We start from the raw sequence: 13476 nt of genomic DNA, 5'->3' as shown, positions 1-13476 counted from the left end.
GTATTATTTTTGAAAATACAAGCAAAGTTAATGCCTGTAATTTACATAGCTCGTTTATGCTTTTTCTCGTCCGCCAACTCTTCTTTGTGTTTCTCTTTCCATTCCCGCTCGAAGGCATCGATAACGGACTGTTCGTAAAATCCTGCATCTTTTTCACGGCGGGCAATCTCCAACTGCTGCAAAGCGGCAGTCCAGGTGTTCTGAATCGCATACGCCTCTGCCAGCGCAATATGCTGCAGAGCCTGTTTGCCCTGCGCATCATATACCTTGGCCAGTAAATTCTGCAGCCTGGCGTCCTGCCGGTATAAGCTGATCTGATCGCGGAGGAATGCGCCTGCAGCCGCCGTCTTTTTCGCAGACAGCAGTGCCTCGACATACTGGTACACCAGTCCGCGCGACAAAGGCAAGAGTTGCATCGCTTTTTCCGCTTCTGCAACCGCCTCCTCATTCCGCTTTTCCGCCATCAGAATATCAATCGCAACACTGACATAAGCGCTGCTGGTCGTCAGCACGATCTTTTGTGAAGTCAGTTTTTCGGTTTTTGATTTTGCCGCATCCAGCCATCGATGCGCGGCAGCGAAATCAAACTGTTTGAGCGCAACTAACGCCAGACCATATTGCGCGGCAATCTTGTCCTCATCTTTTTCCGATTTCAGCTGACCTTCGAAGAATACTTTTGCATCCATCAGGCCTTGTATGGTTGCGTCCTGCAGCACACGGACTCTTGCCTTGGTTAAAAAAAACTCCAGGCTGTCGGCATGTTGTTTGTAACGCTGGTCGAGCATACGGGCCTGAATATCGGCAATCCGTTCACTGGTCAGTGGATGACTGCGCAGATAGGCAGGCGCGTTGTCTGTGTAATTGCGCATCGACGCCTGGAGACGCCCAAAAAAGCTCACCATGCCGGAGGTATCAAAGCCGCTGTCCCGCAAAATCTGGAACCCGACGCGGTCAGCCTCCCGCTCTGCATCACGGCTGAAATTCAGTTGCCGCTGGATCGCCAGTCCCTGCCCGCCGGTCGCCAGTGCAATGGCAGCATCCGGACTGGTACGGGCCGCCAGTACCGCCAGTGCCAGTGCGGCCAGAGGAATCAGGGAATCAAATTTCTGGCTGGTCAGCATCCGCGCAATATGCCGTTGCGCCACATGACCAATCTCGTGCCCGATCACGGATGCCAGCTCAGATTCCGACTGCGCAGCCAGAATCAGCCCGGAATGCAGCCCGATAAACCCGCCGGGAAAAGCAAACGCATTCAACACCGGATCACGCACAGCAAAAAATTCAAAATCATAGGCTGCTTCACCCCGGGCATCCGGACGCGCATCCAGCATTTTATTACCGAGCCGGTTCAGATATTCCGAAACCGGGCCATCATCCATATAGTCCGGGTCACGGCGCACGACGTTCATGATCTGCTCACCCAGCCTGCGCTCCATCAGCGGAGACAATTCCTCTCTGGAAGTATCCCCCAGAGTCGGCAGATTTTGCGCAGCGGCGTCAACCGTCAATATTTCCGGTACTACGAAACAGGTCGCCGCCAACAGCGATGCGCGCAGAACTTTTTTTGTCACCAGCCCGAACCGACCTTGCGCGGTGCTATCATTCCCGCTGACTGGAAACACTTCTGACATATTCAACTATCCCTTCCGTACATCCAAATGACTACTGAAACCCATCACGCAGGCCTGACACATTTTAATCAGGCTGGTCAGGCACATATGGTCGATGTCGCTGATAAACAAGACACGCACCGCATTGCCATTGCAACCGGCCTTATCCGCATGCGCCCTGAAACACTGTCCATTATCCGGCAGGGCAATGCAAAAAAAGGAGATGTGCTTGGTATTGCCCGGATTGCTGCCATCATGGCGGCCAAAAGAACCAGTGATCTGATTCCTCTCTGCCATCCTCTGGCGCTGACCAGAGTTAATGTTGATTTTAACATCACAGAAGAAGATGCTTCGGTGCAATGCAGAGCACAGGTAGAAACTGTCGGCAAGACAGGGGTTGAAATGGAAGCGCTGACCGCAGTTCAGGTCGGCCTGCTGACAATTTACGACATGTGTAAGGCAGTTGACCGGGGCATGGTGATGAGCGATATCCGCGTGCTGGAAAAACACGGTGGAAAATCCGGTGACTGGGTAAGCCTGATCGACTGATCGCAATCAGGCAGGATACGGTTTATGGTGCATCACGTCGCGGCATGCTGAGGAAAACCTGCTGATATCGCGCATCCGATGCACCTTTCGCTTTCCAGTAATCGAAATACTCAGGATAGAGATCAGGGTGCAGGCGCTGCAAAGTCTGCATCGCACGTACAGCCTGCTCCCGCTTGCCATTCAATACAGACACTTCAGCCAGCTTATTCAGGATATGGACAAACCCGAAACGCGGCGTCCAGTGTTCGACAAATGCGATATCCTCGGCAGACATCCCTTCCGCCGGCGCGATTTTCATCAGATGAAAATAGGCAAAAAACTGAGGAAATAATGTCAGCCGCGGTTGCTCCAGCTGCTTCAGATCGACCTGATTACCTGTCTGCTCCCAGCGCAGGACATTAAAGCCGCGTACCACGCGTTGATAATCCCAGGTGATTCCCATCATGCAGAAAAGCGCAATTGCAGTAACTGCGACCGCAACGTCCTTACGCAACCGGACTGTCGCCGCCACAGGCCATCTCTGCTGATGGAGCATGCCTGCCATTATCAAAACCGGAAACAGTACATACCCATACCATAACGGGAACTCCACCAGACTGTGCACACATGCGGCAACCAGGCACATACCGGCAAACTGCATGGATAAGTCTTTTTTGGGCTTGATACAGACCTGGTAAAACCACCAAAGCAAGCCTGCTACCATCAAGCCAGTCAACAACCATCCGATTTCTGCTGCTAAGTTCAGCACAATATTGTGCGCGTGCTCTGCATAAGTTGTGGAAGGAAAATCTGCAGCGATATGCACCTGTTCCGGACCAAATCGAAACCATCCGGCCCCGGCCCAGGGATGATTTGCTGCGATATCCCATGCCTGCCGCCATAACCCCATTCTTTCTGAGCGTCCTCCAATATGATCCGCTGCAGAGCCGCCATGCACGCCGGCCAGCCCGGCAATTTTGGGCAACAGAAAAACACTGGCGGCATACACCAAACCAAACCATGCCGCCGCTTGCCAGCCGATTGACTGACGTGCAGGAGCGCTCCGGGCGAGGATGGCAACAAATAGAGGAATAATAATCCAGCCAATCCTGGATTGCGTCAGCACTAATCCAGTCAACAGAAGAACCACCGAACATATGGCTACCGGAATTCGCAACTTTCCTTGTTGAAACAGCCAGGCTGTCGCCGCCAGAGAAAAGCAGAGCAATAAAGCCAGCTGGTTCGGCTGCGCCACATTCGCGTATGGTCTTTGCAAAAATGAACCAGCAGGCATATACATCACCACCGGGGTTAAATCCATCCCCAGTAATTGGGCGACCTGCATCAAAACCGACAACCAACCAGAAATCAAAAAGACGATTGCCAAAGTCCGACTCAAAGATTCACGCTTAACTGCATTGTTTGCCAGCGTGGCGCCCAGGATCAAAACCAGTACCGCATACAACAAATACATCAGAGGGAAAAACAGATCGTACGCATCATCACGAGCCTGGAAAATCCATTGCGCACAGATAGTCAGGATAAATACAACAGGCAGCAACACAGGTGCGGGCAGCATCCAGGTCAGGCTGGAGTAGTGTGCAGACTGAATGCTGTTCGGACGTTCTGCACTGAACAACAGCGAAAGTGTCACCCCAAAAAAAATCGCCAGCTCATTATAGAAAGTCCGGAAAGGATGCTGATGAACCGGGATCAGATACGCCCCGGCAATACCAAATCCGAGCCAGAATAAAGCCCAGACATCGTTTTGCTCTTGTTTTTTGGGGAAAGAAAATGGAGATAACATGAAAGTCACTGGACGGAAATCAGGTATTTTCTCATTTTTCCGTCAACACAAATTGGTTCCGGCGATAGGAGCACTGATGCGCTTTTACACATCCAGCGAACAACAGCAGCGCTTTCATTCAACATTACATAAAGCGGCTACAAAATGTAGTTTAATTTAACGAAGTTGGAAAAATTTCAGAAAAATCCGTCTTTTTCAATAAAACCAACTGGTTGTGCAGAGATCGCATCAATCAGTACCAGCCAGTCGCCCCCCCCCTCTCTGGCAATCAAAGGTAAAAATTTCAACTGGCTCCTGGAATGCCCGGTGGCTTTGATCCGTTCGTCAATCAGCCCCTGATCGGCCGGATATTTCTGGTAAAGAAGTTCAACCGGCCTGCTGACACTCAGCACCTGCGGTACAGATAGACGATAGTCTTGCCAGAAAACCGGACGCAAACCAATGTCCACGCCTGCCATGGCTTTATCTGCGGCCTCCATTTTTTCCTGCTGATTCCTGAATGGACGGGTCCCGGTTAATCTTGGCCCCATCATTGACAGGCTGCGAAATTCCGGTAAGGCCTGGGGCAACTCATTTTCCTGCACGCCAGCCGCCGAAACAACACGAAACCGGCTTCCTTCAAACACCAGCGCAACGGGTCTTGCCAGATAAACAGTATGTGCCCCATATAGCAACCCTGCCAATTGAAGGCAGCCAATCACTAAAATATCTTTGAATAAAACAGAGCGGGTTTTTCGGGAATCAAAGATAACCAGCGTCAGCATCGGTCCCAGAAACAGATCGACCGTAGCCACCAGAACCAGCAAATTGAGACCACCAGCCATTCTGCTATAAGGCCAAGGATACCAGAGCAACAATATCAGTCCGGCAACCAAAGAAACAACCAGCGCAGAAACCAGTAAATGAATCAGCGCAGCTTTAATGCGAAATTGAAATTCTGACATAGATGAGAAATAAGAAGAAAAAACTATCGCCCACTTTATATGGCAAATTCCCTTACCTTCATGGTTAAGTCCTACTTACAGGCCACCGGACGATATTTCGCTGCCAGCGTTCCTCCTGTGCAACTCCAGGTGTCACCGCCATCAGTTGTTACTAACGTGATATTGGAGCCATTTGCCTGCCCGTCCGTGAGCGTTCCAGTCAGCGTCCCATTAGGATAAGTACCAGTCATCGTAGAGCTGACAGCTGCATATTTTCCTTGCAGGGTTGCAACGATCTCGCTTGGTGCCGGATTGGATGTCGGGGCAACGAATGCCGTTGGCCAGGTATTTTTCTGATGAGCATATTCAGAAACCGTTACCTTCATCCCTCCTAGCAAATCAATAACCTCTGTCACTTGGGCGCGAGTCGCATAATCATTGTAAGCAGGCAAGGCAATTGAAGCGAGAATACCGATAATTGCCACCACAATCATCAACTCAATCAGCGTGAATCCTTGTTGAAAATCTCGATTGCGGCGGTGCAGAACTGCAAATAAATGGCATTTCATTATTTCCCCCAGAAGTGATTTAAACTATTCTTTTCTGGGTAGCAAATTTCAAGCCTGCCTTACCTATCTGTCAAGCAATAAAAAATACCTAATAAAGTAGTGCTTTATAAGAATGAAAATTACTTACAGGCAACTGGGCGATATTTATTGGCAATAGTACCGCCGGTGCAGTCCCATGTATTACCGCCGTCAGAAGTAATGAATGTAATAGTGCCAGTATTCGCCTGGCCCGCTGTCATCGTTCCGGTAATGGTACCGTTTGGGAAAGTGCCAGTCATCGGTGAAGTGACGGTAGAATATTTACCAGTCAATGTTGCTGTCAACTCTGTTGCTGCTGGCGTTGCAGTGGAAACGACAAAAGCTGTTGGCCATGCATTTTTCTGATATCCATACTCCGATACCGGGGCCTTCAAACCCCCGATCAGTTCAATCACCTCTGAGACTTGAGAGCGTGTTGTATAGTCATTGTATGCAGGCAAAGCAACAGAAGCCAGAATACCGATAATTGCCACCACGATCATCAATTCAATCAGGGTAAAACCCTGTTGCATTTTCTTTTTTGCTGCGTTCATTGTATTCCCCTGAGTAAATGCCTAAGGCCATCAAATATCTAGTTTCAAAAATCTGTTGCCAGTATCAAGATAGTAGCGTCAATCAAACATGGCTCCAAGTTTTCCGTACGGAAAAAAAGAAACGTAATTTATCATTTGTGACAATTCTTTACCTAAGCTGCAAAATCAAGATAAATAGGCACATCGGGGACGATAATTTCTTCCCAGCTTCTATATTGGTCATGTTGTCAGGAAAATAAAAAAAGACACTCAAATGAGTGTCTTTTTTTCTTACAATCAACCCAGATTACTTACAAGCGACTGGACGATATTTATTGGCAATAGTACCGCCAGTGCAAGACCAGGTATTGCCACCGTCAGAAGTAATGAATGTAATAGTGCCAGTATTCGCCTGACCTGCTGTCATCGTTCCTGTGATAGTACCGTTAGGGAAGGTGCCAGTCATCGGTGAAGTGACTGTGGAATACTTACCTGTCAATGTAGCAGTCAACTCTGTCGCAGCAGGAGTGGCCGTAGAGACCACAAATGCCGTCGGCCATGCGTTTTTCTGGTAACCATATTCGGCAACTGGTGCCTTCAGGCCACCAATCAGTTCAACTACTTCAGAAACCTGAGCGCGTGTTGTGTAGTCATTGTATGCAGGCAAAGCAACAGAAGCCAGAATACCGATAATTGCCACCACGATCATCAATTCGATCAGGGTAAAACCTTGTTGTACTTTCTTTGCTACTTTCATATTAATACTCCAGAGAATTAATTTAAAAATGACCCACTTTGAACTGAGCAAACAGCGTGCCAGAGAGCAATGAACTCATAAACCACTCCAGAGAAAAGACAAAAATTGAAAACTTTGCTTAAAAATGACATTTTTTGTCAGTTAAATTCATTTTTTGTCACAACTTGTCTCGATGAGTGAAAAGATCAGGACTTGAATGTGATCTGCATGTGTGTACCGGCAACGTCAATCATGTCGCCATGACGCAAAATCTGGAGCGCACCGGAAACAGGTGTTCCATTCACCTTCGGTGGTTCAGCGCCTTCAACATGTTTAATCACATACTGATCTGCCTGTTTTGCGATTGCAACAACCTGAATACCTGGATTACCAATTGTGGTAACAGGCTTGGACAGCACCAGTTCTTTACCGGTATTCGGCCCATTAACCACCCGAATTGTGGCAACTGCAGATAAGCCAGTTTGAACAATATTGCCGGAAACGTCAGATACCTGGATATTTTTTTCTTGCTGATATCGCAATTTATATTTACCGATATCAATCACATCGTCATGTTGCAATAAATGCTTTTTGACTGGCTGATTATTTACCATAGTGCCGTTCGTACTTCCCAGATCCAGTACAAACGATCCGTTTGATGTGGTGTCGATGGCAGCGTGCTGGCCGCTCACGGTCAGGTGATCAATCACGATATCATTTCCCGAGCGCCGGCCAATAGTGATCCGTGATTTATTAATGCTGACTTCCTGCTGTATCAGTCCATTAAAGGTGACGATAATTTTCGCCATAATCTCTCATCAATTAAATTAAACAAGCTATCTGGATAATATTTTTTTAAACCACACCTGATCCGGGGATTTCTTTATTCTGAATAATACGACCGATGTGTTATCAATTCCGCCGGCATCATTTGCCTTCTCAACCAGTATTTTGCAGCAAGCAGTCAAATCATGACGATACTGGGTAAATACTGCCTGAATTTCATCATGCGTCAGCATGTCGGTCAAGCCATCTGAGCATAGCATGTATAAATCACCCTCTTCGGTAGGGTAAGTGGCGACATCGGTTTCCACTTCATCCTGGGTGCCAACTGCCCGTGTAATCAGATTTCTGATAGACGAAAATCTGGCTTGCTCTTCTGTAATCAGACCAGTATTAATTTGTTCCTGTAAAACAGAATGATCCCGGGTTAATCGGGTTAATATCTCATTCCGGTAGCGATAAGCTCTGGAATCTCCGACGTGCGCCAATAAAAGCCGCTCATTGGCACAGCATGCAACGATGACCGTTGTCCCCATTCCAAAGCAGTCCAGATTGGTTTGGGAAGTATGAAAGACTTTTTGGTTAGCAAGCTGGATAGCTTCGTTCATCCAACGTGATAATTGAATAAACTGCAATCCCAGTTTTGACAACCATGCCGAATCGAGTTTTGCACATAAATATTCGGCAATAATCCGGGTACTCATTGCACTTGCGACTTCTCCAGCCTTATAGCCACCCATTCCATCCGCCAATACCGCACATCCGTAGTCGGCACAGACGATAATTGCATCTTCATTATGATCCCTGACTCTTCCCGGATCAGATAACGCGGCAAACTCTAGTGCATACTGATATGACATTGGTTAAATTGCTGAATAATGAATTCTAATTATTATAAGAATATGAATGATTAAACGTTATTCTGAAAGACCTGGCTGCGACCTTTGTTTTCTTGTTATCTAAAGAGAAGCATAAACGGTAAGTATAAAAACTGAAGTGCCTGTCAGCAGACGACTTCATGATTTTTAACTAACGCTGACACTGTGCAATACAGCGTCGCCACTTCCGATATCATTCATTTTCTACATTATCCAAGCTTAACATTAAGAAATTCAGTTTGCACTGTAAATACTCAGACACAAAGTGAAGAAATGAAAAAAGCCGCGACAAGCGCGGCCTTTTCTGACAACAAATCAGCTTGGCGACGATTACAGCATTGCCTTGAGCAAGCGCGCCATTTCAGATGGATTCTTTGTTGTTTTGATACCGCAAGCTTCCATGATGTCCAGTTTTGCCTGAGCCGTGTCAGCGCCACCGGAAATCAAAGCACCTGCATGGCCCATGCGTTTGCCTGGGGGCGCAGTCACGCCGGCGATAAAGCCAACCACAGGTTTTTTCATGTTGTCTTTGATCCAGTAAGCGGCATTTGCCTCGTCTGGACCACCGATTTCACCGATCATGATGACGGCATCGGTATCAGGATCATCATTGAACATCTTCATGACATCAATGTGTTTCAAACCATTGATCGGATCACCACCGATACCAACCGCAGAAGACTGGCCCAGACCCAGCGCGGTCAGCTGACCCACTGCTTCATAAGTCAGTGTACCGGAACGGGAAACCACGCCGATACGGCCCTTACGGTGAATATGACCAGGCATGATACCGATTTTGATTTCATCAGGTGTGATCAGACCAGGGCAGTTAGGGCCGAGCAGTTTCGTTTTGCTGCCGGCTTTTGCCATGCGGTCTTTCAACATCATCATGTCACGGACAGGAATACCTTCCGTGATACAGATCGCCAGATCCAGTTCGGCTTCCACCGCTTCCCAGATCGCTGCCGCAGCGCCTGCTGGCGGAACATAGATCACGGAAACAGTCGCGCCAGTTGCAGCTTTTGCTTCTGTCACGTTAGCGTAAATCGGGATGCCTTCGAAATCTTCACCAGCTTTTTTCGGATTTACACCAGCAACGAAACAGTTTTTACCGTTTGCGTAGTCGCGGCACATGCGTGTATGGAACTGGCCAGTTTTACCAGTGATACCTTGGGTAATGACTTTAGTGTCTTTATTAATCAGGATGGACATAGTGATTCCTTGCGATAATTAAGCGTGAGCAGCAGCAGCGGCAACAACCTTCTGAGCTGCTTCTTCCATCGTGTCAGCAGAAATGATAGGCAGACCGGAATCAGCCAGCATCTTCTTGCCGATGTCTTCATTCGTCCCCTTCATACGCACAACCAGCGGTACTTGCAGGGAAACAGCCTTAGATGCAGTAATCACACCTTCTGCGATCACGTCGCAACGCATGATGCCGCCGAAAATGTTGACCAGAATGGCTTTCAGACCTGGATTTTTCAACATGATCTTGAATGCTTCAGTCACTTTTTCTGCTGTCGCGCCACCGCCTACGTCGAGGAAGTTAGCTGGCTCGCCGCCGAACAGTTTGATGGTATCCATCGTTGCCATCGCCAGACCGGCACCATTCACCAGGCAACCGATATTGCCGTCGAGGGAAATGTACGCGAGATCGAATTTAGACGCTTCGATTTCAGCCGGATCTTCCTCATCCAGATCGCGGTAAGCAACGATTTCTGGCTGACGGAACAGGGAGTTTGCGTCGAAGTTGAATTTCGCATCCAGCGCGATGACTTTACCGGAGCCGGTCAGGATCAGCGGGTTGATTTCGGCCAAAGAGCAGTCTGTTTCCATGAATGCTTTGTACAAGCCTTGCAACTGTACGCGCGCATCAGCGATGGAGCCTTCAGGCACGCCAATTTTGCGGGAGATGTCATCAGCTTCCGCATCTTTCAGACCAGTACCTGGATCAATCGCGATAGAGTGAATCAGTTCCGGATGTTTTTCCGCAACTTCTTCGATGTCCATACCGCCTTCGGAGGACGCCATCAATACAACGCGCTGGCTGATACGGTCAGTCACCATACTCACATACAGTTCTTTCTTGATGTCCGCGCCTTCTTCGATCAGCAGACGGCGCACTTTCTGGCCTTCAGGACCAGTCTGATGCGTGACCAGCTGCATGCCCATAATCGCATCGGCGTATTCACGCACTTGCTCCAAAGATTTCGCAACTTTAACGCCGCCGCCTTTACCACGGCCACCGGCGTGGATCTGTGCTTTAACGACCCAGACTGGTCCGCCCAGGGTTTCAGCCGCTTTGACTGCTTCTTCAACGGACATGCATGGGATACCGCGCGGTACGGTCACTCCGTATTTGCGGAGGATTTCTTTACCCTGATACTCATGGATTTTCATACGACTTCCCTTCAGACACTGAGGTATAAATAATAATTAAACAAACTAGCTGGGTGATTTTGCGTCAGGCGAAGGTTTCGCCCAGCGCGGGTAATACTGAACAACGGCCGGTCCATCCAAACGCAATGCGTGGCAACGGTCTAGCTGGAAAGGCTGGTTGGAATCAGTGGAATTGCTGGCAGCGTCACGCGTATCGATCACGTCGCCAGCGAATGCTTGAATTGCTGCAGTAGGCAATATCTGCGCTAACTCGGTCAGATGGGTACAGCCCTGAATTCCGGACATCCGGTCTTTAACGCCCTGGCGAAACTGGCGCATCAGATTCAAACCAATAAGTTTTTTATAATCAGGGCCGATTGACTCGCAATATCCAGGGTATGGAACTGCATCTGAACAGGCGGCCACATCGACAATATTCATTTGCAAATCAACCGTCACACGCAAAGTCAGGTCGTGCAGAGCCGCGCCTTGCGGACGAGTGCCGGAAGCGAGCTGGATATCACGTTCTTTGTGATCTGTTATGCGAGCGTCAAAATCCCACAAACCATCATCACGAGCAAACGCTTCGATAGTGATCGCGCGCGTATGTTTCAACGTGCGGGCAGTGGTGGACTGAGATAGTGGCATCATGCCTTTTTTGGCGGCTATTCTGAATAAAAGAGCCACAATTGCGTGTCGTTACCGCAGCTTCTACGATAACAGCCGCTCCTGCGGCGCTGCAAAAAACCTGCGAATTCTAACACAGCTAAATCACAACTCATACCAGTGCCAGATTTTTTATCAATCACTCAAAAAAACCGACAAAACTCATTCTGCCTCCTCATCCTGACGGGATGCTTTCACAGCCATCTGAATTACCTGCGCCGAAAACCCGCGTTGTTGCAAAAAACGACTCTGCTTCATTCTTTCAACAGAATCACTCGGAGGATGAGGAAATTTTTTATGCAAAACATCAATCGCCCGTTCCAGTTCGGTCGCTTTCAAGTGCTCACGAGCCAAAATCATTTCAGCTTCGCCAAGCTGGTGATTCTGCAATTCAGCCAAAATACGGTAATTACCGAACCGGGCAGCCCGCCGGTTGATTAACGATTCAGAAAAACGTTCCGCAGATAAAAATCCCGAAGATTCCAACCAGTTCAAGACTGCTTCAAGATCATCTTGTTCCTGCACATATACAGACAATTTCCTCGCGAGCTCAATGCGACTGTGTTCACGCAACGATAAATAGCGCAGCGCACGCGCTTTCAGACTCAGTTTCTGTTTCATATATTAAAAAGCCGGCACTTCCAGTTCTCGGAAGTGCCGGCCAAAAAGTCAGAACTCACTTACTCTGCCACTTGCGTATTCAAGGCAGGTAAAGTCGGCACCCCCAGGTGGGCACGCACTTTATTTTCAATCTCATGTGCCAATTCAGGACGCTCTTTCAGGTAGCTGCGTGCATTGTCCTTGCCCTGGCCTATACGTTCACCATTGTAGCTGTACCATGCTCCTGCTTTTTCAATAATCTTGGCGTCCGCCCCCAAATCCAGAATTTCGCCTTCACGGGATGTACCTTCCCCATACAAAATATCAAAATGGGCTTCCTTAAATGGTGGGGCAACTTTATTTTTGACAACCTTGACCTTGGTTTCATTACCAATGACTTCGTCACCGGATTTGATGGATCCGGTACGACGGATATCCAGGCGGACAGATGCATAAAATTTGAGTGCATTACCACCTGTCGTTGTTTCAGGGCTGCCGAACATCACACCAATCTTCATGCGAATCTGGTTAATGAAAATGACCAGTGTATTTGTGCGCTTGATACTGCCTGTCAGTTTGCGCAATGCCTGGGACATCAGACGCGCCTGGAGACCGGGTAAAGAATCTCCCATATCGCCTTCGATTTCAGCCTTAGGTGTCAAAGCCGCCACCGAGTCCACCACGACCAGATCAACGCTGCCGGAACGTACCAGCGCATCGGTAATCTCCAACGCCTGCTCCCCGGTATCCGGTTGTGAAATCAACAAATCAGACAAATTAATTCCAAGCTTCTGCGCATAGCCGACATCCAGCGCATGTTCTGCATCAATAAACGCACAGGTTCCGCCTAATTTCTGCATTTCAGCAATGGCCTGCAATGTCAGCGTCGTTTTACCGGAAGACTCCGGTCCGTAAATTTCCACCACGCGGCCACGTGGTAATCCGCCAACGCCAAGCGCGATATCCAGTCCGAGAGAGCCTGTGGAAACGACCTGGACCTCTTCCACCACCTCACCGTCAGCCATACGCATGACCGAACCTTTACCAAACTGTTTCTCGATCTGCGCCAAGGCAGCAGCAAGCGCTTTACTCTTTTCTGAGCTATTGTCGGGTTTCTTGTCGTCCATAGATTCTTTCATTCTTCATTAAGTGGCCGATTAGATATCGGATTTCGCAAATATCACTGCACCGGACACTACTGTATAAAAAAACAGTGATTTATGCAAGCGGGATTTTTGATTTTCTTTTTTGTGGCTAACTTGCCATGAAACTTCTGTCGATTTTTTGTCGATTTTCATTTTAAGGCAGTAATATTAATCTCAGACTCTAAATCTATTTGCTACGAAACAAAGGGGGAAATCGATATTTTGCCAGCACGCGTTACCGAGAAAAATACAGGGAAACAATCAGGCAGCAAAAATACATACGTTCAAAAATAACAGGAGA

The 13476-nt window shown here is 48.3% G+C and carries 15 protein-coding genes; 2 read left to right on the top strand and 13 right to left on the bottom strand.

All coding sequences use genetic code 11. The features are described 5' to 3' along the window. Positions 1-41 precede the first annotated feature (41 nt). Positions 42-1571 carry a M48 family metallopeptidase gene (locus H8K27_RS04275; protein ID WP_329604335.1) on the bottom strand — a complete coding sequence of 510 codons (1530 nt, stop codon included), beginning with the start codon at positions 1569-1571 and terminating at the stop codon, positions 42-44. 87 nt (positions 1572-1658) lie between these two features. Between H8K27_RS04275 and moaC the strand changes: the two genes are divergently transcribed. Beyond that, positions 1659-2159 carry a cyclic pyranopterin monophosphate synthase MoaC gene (moaC, locus tag H8K27_RS04270; protein WP_186861929.1) on the top strand — a complete coding sequence of 167 codons (501 nt, stop codon included), beginning with the start codon at positions 1659-1661 and terminating at the stop codon, positions 2157-2159. Between the two features lie 22 nt (positions 2160-2181). Here the strand turns inward: moaC and H8K27_RS04265 are convergent, their stop codons facing one another. Further along, positions 2182-3945 carry a PglL family O-oligosaccharyltransferase gene (locus tag H8K27_RS04265; RefSeq protein WP_186861928.1) on the bottom strand — a complete coding sequence of 588 codons (1764 nt, stop codon included), beginning with the start codon at positions 3943-3945 and terminating at the stop codon, positions 2182-2184. Here H8K27_RS04265 and H8K27_RS04260 point away from each other — a divergent pair. Continuing rightward, on the top strand, positions 3944-4105 hold the full coding sequence (locus H8K27_RS04260) for a hypothetical protein (RefSeq protein ID WP_186861927.1): 162 nt from the start codon (positions 3944-3946) through the stop codon (positions 4103-4105). The two genes, H8K27_RS04265 and H8K27_RS04260, sit on opposite strands and share 2 nt — an antisense overlap. 16 nt (positions 4106-4121) lie before the next feature. On the opposite strand, the gene tfpZ is transcribed toward H8K27_RS04260, so the two are convergent. The 11 genes from tfpZ to recA all read right to left on the bottom strand — a co-directional run bounded on the left by tfpZ (position 4122) and on the right by recA (position 13157). Beyond that, complete coding sequence (tfpZ, locus tag H8K27_RS04255; protein ID WP_186861926.1) at positions 4122-4889, bottom strand: TfpX/TfpZ family type IV pilin accessory protein; 768 nt, start codon at positions 4887-4889, stop codon at positions 4122-4124. Positions 4890-4960: 71 nt separating this feature from the next. Then, a complete protein-coding gene (locus H8K27_RS16480; RefSeq protein ID WP_186861925.1) occupies positions 4961-5437 on the bottom strand; it encodes a pilin in 477 nt (158 codons plus the stop codon). 119 nt (positions 5438-5556) lie between these two features. After that, entirely contained in the window at positions 5557-6009 is a 453-nt protein-coding gene (locus H8K27_RS16470) for a pilin (RefSeq protein WP_186861924.1), read from the bottom strand. A gap of 286 nt (positions 6010-6295) precedes the next feature. After that, entirely contained in the window at positions 6296-6745 is a 450-nt protein-coding gene (locus H8K27_RS04240) for a pilin (protein ID WP_186861923.1), read from the bottom strand. A gap of 185 nt (positions 6746-6930) precedes the next feature. Further along, positions 6931-7533 carry an FHA domain-containing protein gene (locus H8K27_RS04235; RefSeq protein ID WP_186861922.1) on the bottom strand — a complete coding sequence of 201 codons (603 nt, stop codon included), beginning with the start codon at positions 7531-7533 and terminating at the stop codon, positions 6931-6933. Between the two features lie 27 nt (positions 7534-7560). Further along, complete coding sequence (locus tag H8K27_RS04230) at positions 7561-8367, bottom strand: Stp1/IreP family PP2C-type Ser/Thr phosphatase (RefSeq protein ID WP_186861921.1); 807 nt, start codon at positions 8365-8367, stop codon at positions 7561-7563. Positions 8368-8715: 348 nt separating this feature from the next. Then, positions 8716-9597 carry a succinate--CoA ligase subunit alpha gene (gene sucD / locus H8K27_RS04225; protein ID WP_186861920.1) on the bottom strand — a complete coding sequence of 294 codons (882 nt, stop codon included), beginning with the start codon at positions 9595-9597 and terminating at the stop codon, positions 8716-8718. An 18-nt stretch (positions 9598-9615) separates the two neighbouring features. Next, a complete protein-coding gene (gene sucC / locus H8K27_RS04220) occupies positions 9616-10800 on the bottom strand; it encodes an ADP-forming succinate--CoA ligase subunit beta (protein ID WP_268977032.1) in 1185 nt (394 codons plus the stop codon). 30 nt (positions 10801-10830) lie between these two features. Beyond that, entirely contained in the window at positions 10831-11412 is a 582-nt protein-coding gene (locus H8K27_RS04215) for a DUF2889 domain-containing protein (protein ID WP_186862026.1), read from the bottom strand. 180 nt (positions 11413-11592) lie between these two features. Continuing rightward, positions 11593-12051 carry a recombination regulator RecX gene (recX, locus tag H8K27_RS04210; protein ID WP_186861918.1) on the bottom strand — a complete coding sequence of 153 codons (459 nt, stop codon included), beginning with the start codon at positions 12049-12051 and terminating at the stop codon, positions 11593-11595. A gap of 59 nt (positions 12052-12110) precedes the next feature. After that, positions 12111-13157: a recombinase RecA gene (recA, locus tag H8K27_RS04205; protein ID WP_186861917.1), complete on the bottom strand. Its 1047-nt coding sequence runs from the start codon at positions 13155-13157 to the stop codon at positions 12111-12113. Positions 13158-13476: the final 319 nt, after the last annotated feature.

It is taken from the genome of Cognatundibacterium griseum, assembly GCF_014284195.1.
In the GTDB taxonomy this organism is placed as follows: Bacteria; Pseudomonadota; Gammaproteobacteria; order Burkholderiales; family Burkholderiaceae_D; genus Undibacterium; species Undibacterium griseum.
Note: the sequence above shows the minus strand (reverse complement) of the source record. Positions and strands in the feature narration are given on the sequence as shown.